Annotated in this window: 17 protein-coding genes; 6 read left to right on the forward strand and 11 right to left on the reverse strand. The window is 73.9% G+C overall.

All coding sequences use genetic code 11. The features are described from left to right. Positions 1-8: 8 nt before the first annotated feature. From ACQEVU_RS27395 to ACQEVU_RS27405, 3 genes are read right to left on the reverse strand one after another with little or no spacing between them, the layout of a single operon-like run. Complete coding sequence (locus ACQEVU_RS27395; protein ID WP_433328366.1) at positions 9-1,082, reverse strand: ABC transporter permease; 1,074 nt, start codon at positions 1,080-1,082, stop codon at positions 9-11. Next, positions 1,079-1,972, reverse strand: a complete 894-nt coding sequence (locus ACQEVU_RS27400; protein ID WP_433328368.1) for an ABC transporter ATP-binding protein — start codon at positions 1,970-1,972, stop codon at positions 1,079-1,081. The genes ACQEVU_RS27395 and ACQEVU_RS27400 overlap by 4 nt, the downstream gene beginning before the upstream one ends. A gap of 48 nt (positions 1,973-2,020) precedes the next feature. Then, positions 2,021-2,689 (reverse strand): response regulator, encoded by a 669-nt coding sequence (locus ACQEVU_RS27405; protein ID WP_433328370.1) that lies wholly within the window; start codon positions 2,687-2,689, stop codon positions 2,021-2,023. Between the two features lie 45 nt (positions 2,690-2,734). On the opposite strand from ACQEVU_RS27405, the gene ACQEVU_RS27410 reads away from it, so the two are divergent. Then, positions 2,735-4,387: an amidohydrolase gene (locus ACQEVU_RS27410; protein WP_433328372.1), complete on the forward strand. Its 1,653-nt coding sequence runs from the start codon at positions 2,735-2,737 to the stop codon at positions 4,385-4,387. 5 nt (positions 4,388-4,392) lie between these two features. Here the strand turns inward: ACQEVU_RS27410 and ACQEVU_RS27415 are convergent, their stop codons facing one another. The 5 genes from ACQEVU_RS27415 to ACQEVU_RS27435 form a co-directional block, all read right to left on the reverse strand. Then, complete coding sequence (locus ACQEVU_RS27415; RefSeq protein ID WP_433328374.1) at positions 4,393-4,698, reverse strand: Rieske (2Fe-2S) protein; 306 nt, start codon at positions 4,696-4,698, stop codon at positions 4,393-4,395. After that, positions 4,695-7,109 carry a nitrite reductase large subunit NirB gene (gene nirB, locus ACQEVU_RS27420; protein ID WP_433328376.1) on the reverse strand — a complete coding sequence of 805 codons (2,415 nt, stop codon included), beginning with the start codon at positions 7,107-7,109 and terminating at the stop codon, positions 4,695-4,697. The genes ACQEVU_RS27415 and nirB overlap by 4 nt, the downstream gene beginning before the upstream one ends. Further along, positions 7,106-7,456: a molybdopterin oxidoreductase gene (locus ACQEVU_RS27425; RefSeq protein WP_433328378.1), complete on the reverse strand. Its 351-nt coding sequence runs from the start codon at positions 7,454-7,456 to the stop codon at positions 7,106-7,108. The genes nirB and ACQEVU_RS27425 overlap by 4 nt, the downstream gene beginning before the upstream one ends. 93 nt (positions 7,457-7,549) lie before the next feature. Next, positions 7,550-8,296 carry an SDR family NAD(P)-dependent oxidoreductase gene (locus ACQEVU_RS27430; RefSeq protein ID WP_433328380.1) on the reverse strand — a complete coding sequence of 249 codons (747 nt, stop codon included), beginning with the start codon at positions 8,294-8,296 and terminating at the stop codon, positions 7,550-7,552. 59 nt (positions 8,297-8,355) lie between these two features. Then, a complete protein-coding gene (locus ACQEVU_RS27435; RefSeq protein WP_433328382.1) occupies positions 8,356-8,769 on the reverse strand; it encodes an ankyrin repeat domain-containing protein in 414 nt (137 codons plus the stop codon). A 36-nt stretch (positions 8,770-8,805) separates the two neighbouring features. Between ACQEVU_RS27435 and ACQEVU_RS27440 the strand changes: the two genes are divergently transcribed. Together ACQEVU_RS27440 and ACQEVU_RS27445 are read left to right on the forward strand one after the other, a co-directional pair. Next, positions 8,806-9,222 carry a rhodanese-like domain-containing protein gene (locus tag ACQEVU_RS27440; RefSeq protein WP_433328384.1) on the forward strand — a complete coding sequence of 139 codons (417 nt, stop codon included), beginning with the start codon at positions 8,806-8,808 and terminating at the stop codon, positions 9,220-9,222. Positions 9,223-9,250: 28 nt separating this feature from the next. Next, positions 9,251-10,687: a phenylacetate--CoA ligase family protein gene (locus ACQEVU_RS27445; protein WP_433328386.1), complete on the forward strand. Its 1,437-nt coding sequence runs from the start codon at positions 9,251-9,253 to the stop codon at positions 10,685-10,687. On the opposite strand, the gene ACQEVU_RS27450 is transcribed toward ACQEVU_RS27445, so the two are convergent. Then, on the reverse strand, positions 10,675-11,979 hold the full coding sequence (locus ACQEVU_RS27450; protein WP_433328388.1) for a serine hydrolase domain-containing protein: 1,305 nt from the start codon (positions 11,977-11,979) through the stop codon (positions 10,675-10,677). The two genes, ACQEVU_RS27445 and ACQEVU_RS27450, sit on opposite strands and share 13 nt — an antisense overlap. 10 nt (positions 11,980-11,989) lie before the next feature. Then, positions 11,990-12,373 carry a RidA family protein gene (locus tag ACQEVU_RS27455; protein ID WP_433328390.1) on the reverse strand — a complete coding sequence of 128 codons (384 nt, stop codon included), beginning with the start codon at positions 12,371-12,373 and terminating at the stop codon, positions 11,990-11,992. 33 nt (positions 12,374-12,406) lie between these two features. Here ACQEVU_RS27455 and ACQEVU_RS27460 point away from each other — a divergent pair, with 33 nt between their 5' ends. Next, positions 12,407-13,294, forward strand: coding sequence for a GNAT family N-acetyltransferase (locus ACQEVU_RS27460; RefSeq protein WP_433328392.1), 888 nt, complete (start codon positions 12,407-12,409; stop codon positions 13,292-13,294). On the opposite strand, the gene ACQEVU_RS27465 is transcribed toward ACQEVU_RS27460, so the two are convergent. Beyond that, complete coding sequence (locus ACQEVU_RS27465; RefSeq protein WP_433328394.1) at positions 13,231-14,010, reverse strand: hypothetical protein; 780 nt, start codon at positions 14,008-14,010, stop codon at positions 13,231-13,233. The two genes, ACQEVU_RS27460 and ACQEVU_RS27465, sit on opposite strands and share 64 nt — an antisense overlap. A 230-nt stretch (positions 14,011-14,240) precedes the next feature. Between ACQEVU_RS27465 and ACQEVU_RS27470 the strand changes: the two genes are divergently transcribed. Both ACQEVU_RS27470 and ACQEVU_RS27475 read left to right on the forward strand, forming a co-directional pair. Continuing rightward, positions 14,241-14,552: a hypothetical protein gene (locus tag ACQEVU_RS27470; RefSeq protein WP_433328396.1), complete on the forward strand. Its 312-nt coding sequence runs from the start codon at positions 14,241-14,243 to the stop codon at positions 14,550-14,552. 190 nt (positions 14,553-14,742) lie between these two features. Continuing rightward, entirely contained in the window at positions 14,743-15,654 is a 912-nt protein-coding gene (locus tag ACQEVU_RS27475) for a TIGR03620 family F420-dependent LLM class oxidoreductase (RefSeq protein ID WP_433328398.1), read from the forward strand. Positions 15,655-15,665: the final 11 nt, after the last annotated feature.

Here is a 15,665-nt window from a genome sequence, read left to right on the forward strand (position 1 = left end):
CCAGTCTGTCAGACCCGGCGCAGCTCCCGGTCGCGCCAGGCCGCCGACCACGAGGTGCGGCCGTTGGTGCGCAGCAGCGAGCCCTCGTAGATGCGCGCCCCGGCCAGCAGCGCGCCGGCCGTGGCGAGGGCCAGCAGGGCCAGGGCCGCGAACGGCTCCCAGCCGGCGGCGTCGCCGTCGAAGAGGCGCACGGGCATCGCGGTGGGCGCGGACAGCGGGACGTACGACATCACGCGCATCGCGACCGGGTTGTCCTGCAGGAAGAGGACCAGGAAGAACGGGGCCATCACCAGGAGCTGGACCGGCATGCCGGCGTTGTTGACGTCCTCGAGCCGGTTGACGAGCGCGCCGACGGCCGCCCAGAGCGAGGCGAGCATGACGAAGCCGAGCACGAAGAACGGGATGAACCAGGTCATCGCCGGGGCGAGCAGCGGCAGCAGCTTGCCGGCGTCGTCGGTGAACTGGGCGGCGGTCACGCTGACCAGCGCGATGAGCGCGACCTGGGCGAGGGCCAGGATGCCGCCGGCGACGACCTTGCCGACCAGCAGCGCCCGCACGGGCACGGCGGCGACGAGGATCTCGACCATCCGGGTCTGCTTCTCCTCGGCCACGCTCTGCGCGATCTGGATGCCGAAGGTCAGCGACGTGAAGAAGAACACCAGTGCGAACATGAACGGCACGAGGAACGCGGCGACCTCGTCCACGGCCTTCGGATCCAGCAGCCGTACGTCGGGCGCCGTCGACAGCGCCCGCACGACGTCGTTCGGCGCCGACTTCATCGCGAGCACCTCGGGCCGGCCGCCCCTGTCCACGACCGCGGCGTCGGCGTCGCCGTCCCGCACGAGCTGCTCCGGGTTGTCGGCGACCTTGACCTCGAGGCGGGCGTCGCGCAGCGGCGCCTCGTAGGCCGAGCCCCGGGCGACCGCGACGCTGGACGGCCCGCCGGCGAACAGGGCCGGCAGGATCGTCGAGACGGCCGCGAAGAACAGGAAGAACAGGGTGCTGAACAGGAACGTCTTGTCGCGCAGCTTCACCTTGAGCTCGCGCGCGGCGACGAGCCGGACGGCTTCCAGCCGGTTCATCGGGTCACCTCTCGGAAGATCTCGGCCAGGGACGGCACGACGGGGCCGAACGAGCGCACGGGGCCGCGGGCCAGCGCGGAGCGCAGGACCGCCTGGTCGTCGGCGTCCGCGGCGAGGTCGAAGACGGCCCGGTCGCCGTCGAGGTCGACGAGCGCCACGCCGGGGTGGTCGCGCAGCCAGCCGGCGTCGCCGTCGACGCGCAGCTCGTAGCGGGGCTCGGCGTAGGAGGCGCGCAGCTCGGCGCGCGTGCCGGCGGCGCGGATCCGCCCGCCGGCGATGATGACGAGGTCGTCGCACAGCCGTTCCACGACGTCGAGCTGGTGGCTGGAGAACAGGACGGGGACGCCGGCGGCGGTGCGCTCCCGCAGTACACCCAGCACCACATCCACGGCGAGGGGGTCCAGCCCGGAGAACGGCTCGTCGAGGACAAGCAGCACCGGGTCGTGCACCAGCGCGGCGGCGATCTGCGCCCGCTGCTGGTTGCCCAGCGACAGCTGCTGCAGCGGGTCGTCGGCCCGCTCCCCCAGCCCCAGCCGGTCGATCAGGTCGGCCGCGTTGCGGCGCACCCGTTCCAGCCCGAGCCCGTGCAGCCGGCCCAGGTAGACGAGCTGCTCGCGGACGCTCTGCTTCGGGTACAGCCCGCGCTCCTCCGGCATGTAGCCGACCTGGCGGCGGTCCTCCCGGCTCAGCGGCGAGCCCCGCCAGGTGACGGTGCCGGCGTCGGCGGCCAGCACGCCGAGGATGATCCGCATCGTCGTGGTCTTGCCGGCCCCGTTCGCCCCGACGAACCCGGTCATCCGACCGGCGCCCACCGCGAACGTGACGTCGGTGAGGACGGGCCGGTCGCCGAAGCGCCGGTCGACCCCCTCCAGCTGCAGCGCGTCGCTCATACCGACCACGCTAGGCGCTGCGGCGGCGGCGCGAATCCGGCCCGCGATCTACGCGCGGGGTCCGTCGCGCGACGGACCCGGGGTCACCACCCCGTGTTCGTAGGCGAACACCACCGCGGCCGTGCGGTCGCGCAGCCCGAGCTTCGTCAGGACCCGGCTGACGTGCGTCTTCACGGTCGCCTCGCCGAGGTGCAGCCGCGCCGCGATCTCGGCGTTCGTCGCCCCGCCGGCGAGCTCGACGAGGACCTCCTGCTCCCGCGGCGTGAGCTCCTCCAGGCGCCGCGACGGCTGCGTCTTCGGCCGCGCGAACGCCGCGATGACCCGCCGGGTGAGCTCCGGCGCGAGCAGCGCGTCGCCCCGGGCGACGATCCGCACCGCGTCGATGAGCGCCTCGGGCGTGCCGTTCTTGAGCAGGAACCCGCTGGCCCCGGCCTCGAGCGCGGCGAAGAGGTAGTCGTCGCGGTCGAACGTGGTGAGCATGAGCACCGCCGGCGCCGCCCCGGCCGCCGTGATCTCCCGGGTCGCGGCGAGCCCGTCGAGCCCCGGCATCTCGACGTCCATGAGCAGCACGTCGGCGTCGGTGGTGCGCGCCAGGTCGACCGCCTGCCGGCCGTCCGCCGCCTCGCCGACGACGGTCAGGTCGTCCTCCGTCTCGAGGATGACCCGGAACCCGGTCCGGACGAGCTGGTGGTCGTCGGCGAGCAGTACCCGAATCACGCCCGCACCCTATACGGGCCCGCCGGTTGCCTCACAATGTGGACCATGGGCGGAATCCTGTTCACGGGCGGTCCGGTCTGGACCGGGCTCGGCGGCCCCCGGGCCGGGGCGCTCGCCGTGCGCGACGGCCGCATCGTGGCCGCCGGCACCCCGGCCGAAGCGCGGGCGGCGCTGGGCGCCGGCCCGTACGACCTGGTCGACCTGGCCGGCCGGATGCTCATGCCCGGCTTCCACGACGCCCACGTGCACCCGGTCAGCGGCGCCCTGGAGCGCCTGCGCTGTGACCTGTCCGACCTGCACGACCGCGACGCCTACCTGCGCGCCGTCGCCGCCGCCGACCCCGGCCGGCCCTGGGTCACCGGCGGCGGCTGGTCGATGTCGGCGTTCCCCGGCGGCCTGCCGCGCCGCGAGGACCTCGACGCCGCCGCCCCGGGCCGCCCGGTGTTCCTGCCCAACCGCGACCACCACTCGGCCTGGGTCAGCTCGGCGGCCCTGGCCCGGGCCGGCATCGACGCCACGACCCCGGACCCGCCCGGCGGCCGCATCGAGCGCGACCCCGGCGGCACCCCCACCGGCGTCCTGCACGAGGCCGCCATGGACCTCGTCACCCCGCTGCTGCCGCCGGACACCGACGAGGACTACGACCGGGCGCTGACCGAGGCGCAGCGGTACCTCTTCTCGCTCGGCATCACGGGCTGGCAGGACGCCATCGTCGGCGCCTACGCGGGCTCACGCGACCAGCTCGGCACCTACCTGCGCGCCGACGCCGCCGGCCGCCTCCGCGCACGGGTCGCCGGCGCCCTGTGGTGGGAGCGGGAACGCGGCGCCGAGCAGCTGGAAACCCTGACGGCCCGCCGCGCGCTGGCCGCCGGGGCCACCCGCTTCCGCGCCGGCATCGTGAAGATCATGCAGGACGGCGTGGCCGAGAACTTCACCGCCGCCATGCTGGAGCCCTATGTCGGCAAGGGTTTCTGCGGTACGTCCAATGTGGACCCGGCCCGGCTGAAGGACCACGTCGCCGCGCTGGACCGGGCGGGCTTCGCGGTCCACTTCCACGCGATCGGCGACCGCGCGGTGCGCGAGTGCCTCGACGCCGTGGAGGCCGGCGGCACCACCCGCCGCCACCACATCGCCCACCTGCACGTGGTCCACCCCGCGGACGTGCCGCGCTTCGGCGCCCTGGGCGTGACGGCGAACATCCAGGCCCTGTGGGCGACCCACCACGAGCAGAACGACACCCTGTGCGTGCCGTTCTTCGGCCCCGAACGAGTCTCGCACCAGTACCCGTTCGCCGCGATCGCGCGGGCCGGCGGCCGGCTGGCCGCGGGCAGCGACTGGCCGGTGAGCACCCCGGACCCGTGGCCGGCGATCCACGTGGCGGTCCACCGCACCGAGCCGCCGGGTTCGGCCGAGTCCTCGTGGCCCGCGTCCCAGACCCCGATGCTCCCGGAGCAGGCCCTGACACTGGAGCAGGCGCTGACCGCGTACACGTCGGGTTCGGCCTACGTCAGCCACCTCGACGACGTGATCGGCACCCTAACGCCCGGGAAGGCCGCGGACCTGGTCGTCCTGGACCGCGACCCGTTCGCTCCGGACACCACGCTGCACGACGTGCGCGCGGACCTGGTCCTCATCGACGGGGAGACGGTCCACGAGCGCGGCTCCACTACTGTGCGTACGTGGCCCGATCACGCCTGAGCGACTCAAGGAACTTGGCCGATGATCACTTCGCCCTCCTCGTCGACGGTGGCCGGGTAGACCGTCAAGGCGAACGCGCTCGTCGTCGAGCAGCCCGTGGACAGGTCGAACGTGTGGTGGTGCAGCGGGCAGACGACGTGCTGGAGGTCGGTCAGGCCGTCCGCCAAGGGGCCGCCGGCGTGTGGGCAGATCGCCGAGACCGCGCGGACCGTGCCGTTGCGGAGATGGAAGACGGCGACCGGTTCGCCGTCCACGATGTAGGTGCGGCCCTCACCCGGTGGGATGTCGGACAGCGGGCCCAGGCGGGTCATGGCACTGCCGGGCGGAACTGGCCCGGGGTGGCCTCGGCGTGGCGTTCCAGCCACGGGTCGCGGTACGCGGCGACCGACGCCGCCATCGCCTCGTCCAGGCGGGCCGCCAGGCCCGCGGCGTCGTCGACGACGACCGCGCGGATGTGGTCGATGCCCAGGCGCGGGACCCAGGCGTAGGTGCGCTCCAGCCAGTTGGCCGTCTCCCGGTAGTACTGCAGGAAACGGCCCGTCAGCGTGACCACCTCGGCGGCGGTGGACACGGTCGTCAGCAGGTCGCCCTTGCGCACGTGCGCGCCCGCGGCGCCGCCGACGTAGATCTCCCAGCGGGAGCCCTCGATGGCCACGACGCCCAGGTCCTTCACGTAGGCCTCGGCGCAGTTGCGGGGGCAGCCGGTGACCGCCAGCTTCATTTTGCCGGGGCCCTCGATGCCCTGGTAGCGCTCCTCCAGCGCGATGCCCAGCGACGTCGAGTCGCCCAGGCCGAAGCGGCAGAACTCCGCGCCGACGCAGGTCTTCACGGTGCGGAACGACTTGCCGTACGCCCAGCCCGACGGCATGCCCAGGTCCTCCCACATTGCCGGGAGGTCCTCCTTGCGCACGCCGAGCAGGTCGATGCGCTGGCCGCCGGTGAGCTTCACCATGCCGACCTCGTACTTCTCGGCCACGTCGGCGATGCGGCGCAGCTGGGCCGGGGTGGTGACGCCGCCCTTGAGCTGCGGTACCACCGAGAAGGTGCCGTCCTTCTGGATGTTCGCGTGGACGCGGTCGTTGATGAAGCGGGCGTCGCGCTCGTCGACGTACTCGTCGCCCCACATCATCCGCAGCAGCGAGGCCAGGCCCATCTTGCTCTTCGCGTCCTCGATGCCGCCGGGGGTCAGGGCGGCGAAGACGGCCGAGACCGACTTCAGGCCCAGGCGCCGCACGGCCGCCATCAGTTCCGGTTTCGGCAGCGGTACCCCGGGGACGTACCACGAGGCCGACGGGTCCTCGGCGACCTTGCCGCCGGCCGCCCGCTCGACGATCTGGGCGACCAGAGTCTTGCACGAGCCGCAGCCCTTGCCGGCCCGGGTGGCCTCCATCGCGGCGCCGGCGCTGCGGGCGCCGGACCCGACGGCCTCGACCAGGGCGCGTTTGCTGACGCCGTTGCAGTTGCACACCTGCGCGTCGTCGGGAAGGTCCTCGAGCGCGGAGGCCTCGCCGAGGTCGAACAGCAGGGCGGCGCGCTCCTCGGGCAGGGGGAGGCCTTCGTGGTACACCCGCGTCAGCTGCGCGACGCGGCTCACGTCGCCGACGAAGGTCGCGCCGACCAGTCTTCCGTCGCGGACGACGGCGCTGCGGTAGATGCCCCGGCCGGGCTCGGCGAAGGAGAGGGTCTCGTCGCCGTCGCGCACGCCCATGGAGGCGACGTCGAGGCCGGCGACCTTGAGGCGGGTGGCGGTGCGGGTGCCGTGGTACGCCGCCGTCGGATCCGCGCCCGTGAGGTGGTCGGCCAGGACGCGGGCCTGCTCCCACAGCGGCGCGACCAGCCCGTAGGTCTCGCCGCGGTGCTGCACGCACTCCCCGACGGCGTAGATGTCGGGCTCGTCCAGCGCCCGCAGGTGGTCGTCGACGACGATGCCGCGCTCCACGACCAGGCCGCTCACCTCGGCGAGCTCGGTGTTGGCGCGGATGCCGGCGGCCACCACGACGACGTCGCAGGGCAGCTCGCGGCCGTCGCGCAGCCGCACCCCGGTCACCGCGTCGCGACCCAGGATCTCCGCCGTGTACGCCCCGAGGACCACGTCGATGCCGAGCGCCTCGACGCTGCGCTGCAGGATCGCGCCGCCCTGCGCGTCGAGCTGGGCGTGCATGAGGTGGGTGCCGGAGTGCACGAGCGTGACGTGCGGCAGGTGGTGCTGCAGGCCGCGGGCCGCCTCGAGGCCGAGCAGCCCGCCGCCGATGACGACGGCGCGCTCGTGCTCCCGGGCGTAGCGGATCATGCCGCGGGTGTCGTCGAGCGTGCGGAACGCGAACACGCCCTGGTGGTAGCCGCGGTTCGGGCGGTGGATGCCGGGGATGTCGGGCACGTGCGGGCGGCTGCCGGTGGCGATGACGAGCTTGTCGTAGCGCCGCTCGGTGCCGTCCTCGGCCCGCACCAGCCGGGCGAAGCGGTCGATGCGGGTCACCCGGACGCCGGCGCGCAGCTCGATGCCGTTGTCGCGGTACCAGGCCAGGTCGTTGAGGAAGATGCCGGCCTCCTCCTCGGCGCCGCTGAGCACCTCGGAGAGCAGGATGCGGTTGTAGTTGCCGTACGGTTCGGCCCCGAACATGGTGATGTCGAACCGCTCGGCGCCGCCGCGACGCAGGATCTCCTCGACGGTGCGCGCGCCGGCCATGCCGTTGCCGACGACGACCAGCTTCCGTTTCGTCATGCGACCTCGACCAGCCCCAGGTCGATGATGACGGTGACGGCGAGCCCGGCCGGCGCGGCGGCGTGCAGCTCGATGCCGGTGCCGGGCTCGAGGTCCTCGACGACGCGCAGCGCCACGTGGGTGTGGTTCCGCGCGCCGATCGGGAAGTACCGCATCGGCTGGCCGTCGCGCATCAGGAAGACGCAGATCAGCTCGGCGCCGGCGTTGCCGCCGCGGAAGTACACCGGCTGCGTCACCACGCCGCCCGGCACCGTGTAGGTCAGCGCCGGGTCGATCAGGACCGGCCGGTCCAGGCCCTTGCCCTCGACGTTGTAGACACCTTGCAGGAAGCGTGGGGTGCTGTGCACGGCGGGTTCCCTTCGTCAGGTGACCCCTGCCATGCTCGCGACGCGGTGTTGCCGACCGGTCGCCCCGGTGTTACCGGCCGCTGCCCGTTCTGCTCACAGCGGGAGCGCGACCCCGGAGAGTTCGGCGCAGGCGCGCAGCAGCCCGTCCTGGTACGAGCGGTCGTGGACGGCCGGGTTGGGGCGCAGCTCCTGGCGCCACTTGAAGTAGCGGCCGGTGACGAGCGCGTCGCCGTCGCCGTCGGCCAGCCACACCTGCGTGGCGGCGCCGATCGGCAGCTCGTCGGTGGCGTTCGGGCCGCCGAGCTTCGTGCGGATCCAGCCCGGGTCGACGGCGTTGCTGTACACGTCGGGCCACAGGCGGGCCACGGCGAGGGCGAGGGCGACGTCGTGCAGCTTCGAGTCGCTGTAGGCCTGCATGCCGTGCCAGGGCTTCGAGGTGTACTGCAGGTCCGCGAGGTCGGCGACGCCGACGGACTCGAGCCCGGAGGTGAGGTACACCAGCCGCTGCGGCCGCGGCATGAGCGCCGTGAGCAGGTACGGCGCGAGCACGTTGATCTGGAACGTGCGCTCGATCCCGTCGGCGGTCTCGCGGCGCTCGTCCTGCCCGCCGATCCCCGCGTTGTGGATCACCACGTCGAACTTGCCGGCCGCCGCGGCCATCGCCCGCGTCTGCTCCAGCGAGGCGAGGTCGCCCACGAGCACCTCGGGCGCGCCGTCCAGCGCGGCCGCCCGCTCGTCGCTGCGCGCGTGGAACACCACGTCGTGCCCGAGGCCCTGCAGCGTGCGGGCCGTCTCCAGCCCGATCCCGTCGGTCGAGCCGGTGACCAGAATCCTCGCCATAAGTCCGACATGGTAGTCCTGCCGGCGCCGCCACGACGCGGGCGGGAGCGCCGCGCGGGTCAGCGGCTCGCGCCGGCCGCCGCCAGCAGGGCGCGCGTGGGCTCGTGGCCGGCGGCCTCGGCCCACTCCAGGGCCGTGCGGCCGCGGCCGGCGTCCTCGCGGCGGCGCGGGTCGGCGCCGGCGGCGAGCAGTGCCCGGACCGTCTCCTCGTGGCCCCAGCACGCGGCGGCGCACAGCGGCAGGCCCTCCTCGCCGGCGCCGCTCTCCCGGTCGGGGTCGGCGCCCGCGGCCAGCAGGGTGCGGACGTTGGCCGCCCGGCCCTGCACGCTCGCCCGGTACAGCGGCGTGCTCCCGCCGCCCGGCCGGTCCGGGTCGGCGCCGGCCCGCAGCAGCGCGGCCACGTCGCGGGGCTCGGCCCACGCGGCCGCCTCGAGCAGCCGCCGCTGCAGCTTCTTGCGCCGACGAAGGTTCATGCCCCAATTGTGCCGTCCGGGCGGCAGAATCGTGCCGTGAGAATCACACAGCGGGGGCCGGGGGTCGACCGGGTGCTGTCCGAGGCGCGGCGCGGGGTCCGGCGGTACACGCCGCACGAGGCCGAGGCGGCGCGGGCCCAGGGTGCGCTCATCGTCGACACGCGCACGGAGACCCAGCGGGCCGAGGCCGGAGAGCTGCCGGGCGCGCTCGTCATCGACCGCACGGTGCTCGAGTGGCGCCTCGACCCGGCCAGCGACGCGCGGATACCCGAGGCGAGCGGGTACGACGTCGAGGTGATCGTGGTGTGCCGGCAGGGGTACAGCTCCAGCCTCGCGGCGGAGAGCCTGCGCCGGGTCGGGCTGTGGCGGGCGACGGACCTGGCCGGCGGCGTCGAGGCGTGGCAGCAGGCCGGCCTGCCGCTGCACCGGGGGCCCGCCGACGTGCGCCGCTGACCACAACCGGTGGTGCTACGTTCCGGGCATGCATGAACGCGCCGCACACACGCTCGAGCGGCTCCGGGAGTTCTACGCGGCGCCGGCCGCGCCCCTCGCCGGTGACCCGGCCCAGCGGGCGGCGGAGCTGTTCCGCGAGGTGGCGGCGAGCGTGCCGGCCTACGCGGAGTTCCTCGCCGAGCACGGCGCCGGCGTCGACACGCCGTGGGAGCGGCTGCCGCTGGTGACGAAGGAGTCGTACCTGCGCCGGTATCCGCTGCCGCGGCGGTGCCGGGGCGGGCGGCTGCAGGACAGCGACACCGTCGCCGTGTCGTCCGGCTCGTCCGGGTCGCCGACCGTGTGGCCGCGCTCCGTGGTCGACGAGCTCGCCGTGGCGCGGCGGTTCGAGGACGCGCTCGTGCACAGCTTCGGCGGCGACCGGGCCAGCACGCTCGTCGTGGTGTGTTTCGCGCTCGGCAGCTGGGTCGGCGGGATGTACACCGCGGCCGCCTGCCGGCACCTCGCCGCCAAGGGCTACCCCGTCACGGTGGCCACGCCCGGCAACAGCGTCGAGGAGATCCTGCGGGTCGTCGGCGAGCTGTCGCCGCGGTACGAGCAGACGGTCCTCGCCGGCTACCCGCCGTTCGTGAAGAACGTCGTCGACGAGGGCGCGCGCCGCGGCGTGGACTGGGGCGCGTACCGCATCCGGATGCTGCTGGCCGGCGAGGTGTTCAGCGAGCAGTGGCGCGACCTCATGGGGCTGCGGGCCGGGATGCCGGACGCCGACCGGGACTCGGTGTCGCTGTACGGCACCGCGGACGCCGGCGTGCTGGGCAACGAGACGCCGCTGAGCGTGCGGATCCGCCGGTTCCTCGCGGCGGACCCGGCGACGGCCCGCGAGCTGTTCGGCGACTCCCGGCTGCCGACGCTGGTGCAGTACGACCCCATGACCCGCTTCTTCGAAAGCCGCGACGGCACCCTGCTGTTCACGGGCGACGGCGGGGTGCCGCTCATCCGGTACCACATCGCCGACGAGGGCGGGCTGCTCTCCCGCGACGACCTCGTCGCATTCTGCCGGCGGCACGGCTTCGACCCCGGCGACGGCGACGACCGGCCGTTCGCCTACGTCTTCGGGCGGTCGCTGTTCACGGTGTCGTACTTCGGCGCCAACATCTACCCCGAGAACGTCGCCGCCGCCCTCGACGACCCGGCGCTGGCCGACGACATCACCGGCAGGTTCGTCATGCAGGTGCGCACCGAGGCCGACGAGGAGCGCCGCTTCTGCGTCGCCGTCGAGCGCGCCCCCGACCGGCCCGCCCCGGACGCGGCCGCGGTCGCCGGGGCGATCCGGGCGGCGCTGGTGCGGCTCAACAGCGAGTACGCCAACTACGTGCCGGCCGCCTACCAGGCGCCACTGGTCGAGGTCCGCGACCCGGGCGACTCCGAATTTTTCCCGATCGGTGTGAAGCACCGCTACAGCCGGTGAGCGACCGCCGACGCCAGGATCGGCGCGTAGCCGGTCGGGCCGAATGACACGTTGTCGCTCGCGTCGATGCGGACCGCGTCGGCGCTGAAGCGGCAGCGGTACGTCCGCACGAACGGTCCGTCCGTGTAGGCGACCTTGAAGGTGTACTCGTCCGGGCCGGTCCACCCGCCGGTGCCCGCGGTGCGCCCGTCGCGGTGCCACTCCCCCGGCCGGCAGTCGTGCTCGTGGGTGCCGGTCTCGTCCTCGACGGTGACCCGCCCGGCGGCGAACGTGATCGAGCGGATCGTCGGCGGCCGCTCGTGGCTGGGCCGCCAGTCCTCGGGCCGGGAGACGCGCGGCCGCTGCACGACGTAGGTGCCGTCGCGGTCTGCGTTCGTCGTCGTTGCCGCGACGGCCGGCATGGCGAGCGCCGGCAGCGCCGTCGGCTCGAGGTCGTCGAGCAGGTGCTCCCACACCAGGTCGAGCACGGCCTGCAGGTCGCCCGTGCCGGCGTTCAGCGCGAGGACCAGGTCGTGGTCGGGGACGACGACGCAGAACTGGCCGAACGCGCCGTCACCCCGGTAGGCGTTGTGGCGGCAGCGCCAGAACTGGAAGCCGTACCCCTGCTGCCAGTCCGGCGTCTGGCCGGCGTAGGCGTTGTCGACCTGCTTCGCGGTGGCCTGCGCGGCCCAGCCGGCGGGCAGGATGCCGTGCTCGTCGTGGAGGTACAGCCGGCCGAACCGGGCGATCTCGGAGGTCCGCGCCGTCATGCCCCAGCCGGCGACGTCGAACCCGTCCGGGCACTGCTCCCACGTCACCTCGCCGAAGCCCAGCGGGTCGAACAGCCGCGGGCGCAGATAGTCGACGAGGCGCCGGCCGGTGGCCCGCTGCACGATGGCGCCCGCGACATAGGTGGCGCCGGTGTTGTACATGAAGTGCGTCCCCGGCTCGCGCGGGACCGGCAGGTCGAGGAAGACGCCGGCCCAGTCCCCGGCGTGGGGCATCTTCGGTGCGGTGTCGTCGACGTGCCCGGTGGTCATGGTGAGCAGGTGCCGCACCAGCATCCGGGGGTCGCCGCGCCCGCCGAAGTAGCTCGCGACGGGCTCGTCGAGGTCGACCAGGCCCTCGGCGACGGCGAAGCCCACGGCGGTCGAGGTGAAGCTCTTGCTGAGCGAGAACAGCCGGTGCGGCTCGTCCTTGCGGTATGGGTGCCAGTATCCCTCGGCGACGACCTCGTCGCCGCGCATGACCACCATACCGTGCAGGGCGTCGATGCGCCGTCCCGCCGCATCGACAAACGTCCGTATGCTCACGACGCTGATCCTAGGCGACGGCCAGCGCCTCGATCTCCACCCGGAACGCCGGGTGGACGAGCCCGCTCACCTGGACCAGGGAGCTCGCCGGCGGCGCGGCCGGGTCGAGCAGCTCGTCGCGGACGGCCCGGAACGCCGGCAGGTCGGCCAGGTCGGTGAGGAACACGGTCAGCTTGACGATCCGGTCGAGGCCGGAGCCGGCCGCCGCCAGCGCGGTGGCGAGGTTGGCGAACACCTGCCGGACCTGGGCCTCGGGGTCCCCGTCGCCGACGAGCCGGCCCTCGGCGTCCAGCGGCACCTGCCCCGACACGGCAACCATCGGGCCGTCGAAGCGCACGGCGTGGCTGTATCCGTTGACGGGCGGCGACCCGTCCGGGCGCGTGAAAATCTGCACGACGGCCAACGCTACCCGGTCCACAATGGCGTGATGCTTGCGTTCTACGACGACCCCGGCGAGTTCCTGGCCGTCGCCGGCGCGCACCTCGCCGCCGACCCGGTGGTCAGCACCGTGGTCACCACCAACGCGCACCGCCTGCAGTCCCGGCCGCCCGACGCGCAGAGCTGGTGGGTCGTGGCGACGGACCCCGGCGGCGCGGTGCTCGGCGCCGGCATGCGCACCGCGCCGTTCGCGCCGCGCCCGCCGTTCCTGCTGCCGATGCCCGCCGACGCCGCCGTCGCCCTGGCCCGGGCGCTGCACGAGCGCGGCGAGCCGATCGCCGCGGTCAACGGCGCCCGCCCCGCGGTCGAGCCGTTCGCGGCCGAGACCGCCCGCCTCACCGGCGGCGAGGTCGAGGTCAGCCGGCACACCCGCCTGCACGAGCTCGGCGACCTCGTCGCGCCCGCCCCCGCCCCCGGCGGCCTGCGCCCCGCGACGCCGGACGACCTGGACCTGGTCGCCGCCTGGTACGCGGCGTTCATGGGCGACGCCGACGAGCAGGCCGGCCGCCCGCGCGACGCCAGCGCCGACGAGGCCCCGGACACCGCCGAGATCCGCCGCCGCATCGAGGACGGCTGGGTGTGGCTGTGGACCGACGGCGACGGCCGGCCGGTGCACATGACGGCCGCCAACCCGCCGTCGTTCGGGGTCGCGCGGATCGGCCCGGTGTACACGCCGCCGGCCGAGCGCGGCCGCGGCTGGGCCAGCAACGCCGTCGCCGAGGTCTCCCGCCGCATCCGCGCCGAAGGCGCCCGGGCCTGCCTGTTCACCGACCAGGCCAACCCGACGTCGAACAAGGTCTACGCCGCGCTGGGCTACCGCCCGGTCGTCGACATGGTGAACCTCGTCATCCGCGGCAGCCGCGGCGTCTCCAGATAGCACCCCTGGGCCCGGACGGCCACCACGGCGTCCGGCTCCCCCTTGATCTCCCACCCCGCCTCGACCAGGTCGGCGATCGCCTCACGCGTGTCGGCGAACCGGTACCGCGCCGCGCACACCCGCCCGCCGCACCACCACTCCAGCCGCTCCACCGGCCGGCGCAGCACCCAGTCGACCCAGCGGACCCCGGCCGCGACGCCGTCCAGCGGCACCGGCTCGTGCCCCAGCAGGTCGCCGTGCAGCCGCCCGCCGGACAGGTGCAGCGCGAACCGGAACACCGTCGTGTGGTCCTGCACGGCCACGACGGCCTCGACCCCGTCGCCGGCGTCGCGCTCGGCGAAGCTGCGCACCCCACCGGCCGGCAGCCAGCGCGCCGCGAGCCGCAGCTCGTCGAGGAACGCCCGCTCGGCCTCCGTGAACGCGTTCTCCCCGGCCTGCCAGTCGTGGAACCAGCGCTCGGCCCGCCCCTCCGCCGGCAGCTTCCTCGGCACACCGATGAACCGGGGCCGCTGCCGGCGCAGCCTGTGTACCGCAACCACGACCCCGATCCCGAAGAACAGCACGACGGCCACCCCGGCGGCCCGGTCGCCCCAGTTGTCGGCGCTCACCGCGGCCCAGCCCCCGCACACCACGAACGCCAGCGACCCGGCCAGCACCGCCCACGGCCCCACGACGCCCGGCCGCAGCGCCACAGGGTTGTCGGGTTTGTCGGACATGCCCGCGAGCTTAGACGGGCCACGACCACCTGAGCGCGCGCCTGCAGCGGGTCGGGCGGAGTCAGCCGGCGGCGTGGCCGAGCGCCTCGTCCGAGGGCAAATGCCTGTGCGCGGCACGCGCGCGCTCGGATGTCAAGCTGGTAGGCCCGTTACCGAAGCACGACCACCGGCGCCGGTTACCGTTCGCGATCGCCGGGCAGGTGCCGGTGGGACTGGACGTGGGAGGTCGCGTGGTGGCCGTCGAGGGAACGTGGACATTGTTGATCAGTACGCCGATCGGCGAGCAGAAGGCCATACTCGTGCTGCACCGTGACCGCGACCGGCTGACCGGGTCCCTCGACTACCGAACGACCCGGCTGGAGATCACCGACGGGATGATCTCGGGTGACGATGCCAGGTGGAACGTCACGAAAACGCTGGACAAGCTGCTGAGGGTGAAAGCGACGGTCGCGTTCACGGTCACCGTGGAGGGCGACAGCATGCGCGGCAAGGCGGATGCCGGGAAGTTCGGCACATTCGACGTGACGGGCCTACGCGGTTGACCTTTCGGCACTCCGGCCATGAAACCCGACGTCTCCGAAGCCGGGGCGGCCGCTCGCCGAACGCACCGTCTCCCGGGTTCCCGGGCTGGCCGCGCGCGGGCGAGCCATCCTGGGCCGCGAGGCATGATGCCGGGCCATGTGGGCATCACACGGCCGACGAGCGGACCGCGGCGATTCCTGGAGATGTGCTGTGGCTGTACCTGAGACGGTGACCGCAACGAGGCAGGCCCTGGGCCAGGTGGGCGTATGGCTGGGCGCGCTGGCGCGCGAGCAGGCGCAGACCCAGCGCTCGGCCGTGCGCCGCATCGAGGAGCTGGGCTACGGCTCGATCTTCGAGGGCGAGGGGGTCGGTGGAAACGATGTATTCGCCCAGGAGGCGGCATGGCTGTGTGCAACCTCCCGGATCGTGACCGGGGCCGGCATCGCCAACATCTGGGCCCGCCACCCGGGCACGGCACAGGCCGCCGCGGCGGCTCTTGGTGACGCCTGGCCAGGCCGGTTCGTGCTCGGCCTGGGCGTCAGCCACGCCCCGCTCATCGACCGGACCGGCCTGACCTATGAGCGGCCGCTGGAACGCATGCGCGACTACCTCGACGGCATGGACCGGGCCTCGGTCTCCCCGCCGCCCAGGCCGGTTCCCCGGATGCTGGCGGCGCTGCGGCGCCGGATGCTGGAGCTGGCCCGGGACCGGGCGGACGGTGCACACACCTACTTCGTCCCGCCCGAGCACACGGCACAGGCCCGTGAGGTTCTCGGCCCCGATCGGCTGCTCATCCCCGAGCAGGCGATCTGCCTGGAGACCGACCCGGTCACGGCGCGGGGGATCGCCCGCCAGCACACCGGCTTCTACCTCGGCCTGCCGAACTACGTGAACAACCTCAAGCGCTTCGGCCTGACCGACGAGGACCTTGCCGGCGCGGGCAGCGACCGGCTCGTCGACACGATCGTGGCGTGGGGCGACGAGGCGACAGTCGCGGCCCGGATCCGCGCGCACCATGCCGCCGGTGCTGATCACGTGCTGATCCAGCCGTTGGCCGGCGACGTCCAGGGCGCACTGCGCCAGCTTGAACAGCTCACCGCCGCCGTACTGGTGCCCGGTTAGGCGGGCGCGGC

Source organism: Dactylosporangium sp. CA-139066, assembly GCF_050936175.1.
Lineage (GTDB): Bacteria > Actinomycetota > Actinomycetes > Mycobacteriales > Micromonosporaceae > Dactylosporangium.